Here is a 1,117-nt window from a genome sequence, read left to right as displayed (position 1 = left end):
CGGCCAGAGTGCGGCCGTGCCGGCCAGAGCCCGGTCGATCAGGTGCTTGAGCCGTGCGAGCCAGCGCAACGCCCCCCTTTGGCGGTGACGCGCTCCAGGCTATCGGCGACCTTCTCCAGTCGGCGCTTCAGGCGCAGGCCCGCCGCGTCGAGCGGCGCGCGGCCGTCGTCGCTGATCGCGCTGCGCACCGCCGCCGCGTAGCCGCGTACCAGGCTCACCTCTGGATCGGTCCGCCCTTCCACCGCCCGCTCGATCGGGCGCACGCCGCGCACCCTCTTCTTCAGCTCCTTCTTGGCGTGCCGGTCGGCCTCGAAGATCGGCAGCGCCGCCTCGCGCAGGAAATGGAAGTGACAGAGTTGGTGGGGCACGTCCGGCAGGACCGTGGCCACGGCCTTGCGGATGGAGTGCTGCCCATCGCTGATCACACCCGCCACCGGCAGGCCGACTGCCTCGATCACCTCACGCAGCAGGACGGCCAGATCCCCGGCCGTGCCGGACAGAAGGCTGCGCGCCAGGAGCACCGTACCCGAGAGGCAGTCGCGCAGCACCCACAGCACCTCGTGCCCGACGTCCGGCTGCAGCCCGTCGAGGGCCAGAATGATCCGATCTTGTCCGGCAAGCTGCCGACGCAGGTGAGCGGAATCGCCGAGTTGGGCGGCCATCACCTCGTCGTAGCGGTCGAGTAGGTTGGTGACGCTGCGCTCCGCGATGGGCACGCCGCGCGCGCGCAGGATCGCGTGGATCTCCGGCACCGAGCGGTGCTCGCGATGACGCAAAACGCCGACCAGCGCCAAGACGTCGAGGCCAAACTCATGCTGCGGCAGGGCGAGTGCGCCCTCGGCCTCGGGACGATACGGCTTGTGGAAGCGGGCGCAGCCCTCAGCCTCACAACGACGGATCTTCAGACGTACCCGCACCGTGCCGGACAGCGTCACCAGGGTCCGTCTGTTCTCGTAGCGGATCCGCATGAAATGTCCGCAGGCCGGGCAGAGCCGCCGGACGGGAACCAGCATCCGCTCGCGATCGGGGATCCGGACTTGGATGCGAGACATGGCACCCCTTCCATCAGGCGCCCCCAGCTCCAGATGCTAACAGACAGCCGACTTTGCCGTCCTAG

The 1,117-nt window shown here is 69.3% G+C and carries 1 pseudogene; it reads right to left on the bottom strand.

Going from position 1 to position 1,117, the window contains the following annotated elements:
- Window positions 1-968: pseudogene (locus tag WDW90_RS37410) on the bottom strand (ISNCY family transposase); the annotation flags it as partial.
- Window positions 969-1,117: the final 149 nt, after the last annotated feature.

Origin of the sequence: Methylobacterium nigriterrae (assembly GCF_037106235.1) — a bacterium.
GTDB classification, from domain to species: domain Bacteria; phylum Pseudomonadota; class Alphaproteobacteria; order Rhizobiales; family Beijerinckiaceae; genus Methylobacterium; species Methylobacterium nigriterrae.
The sequence above is the reverse complement of the archived record's forward strand: the minus strand, read 5'-3'. Positions and strand labels throughout refer to the sequence as shown.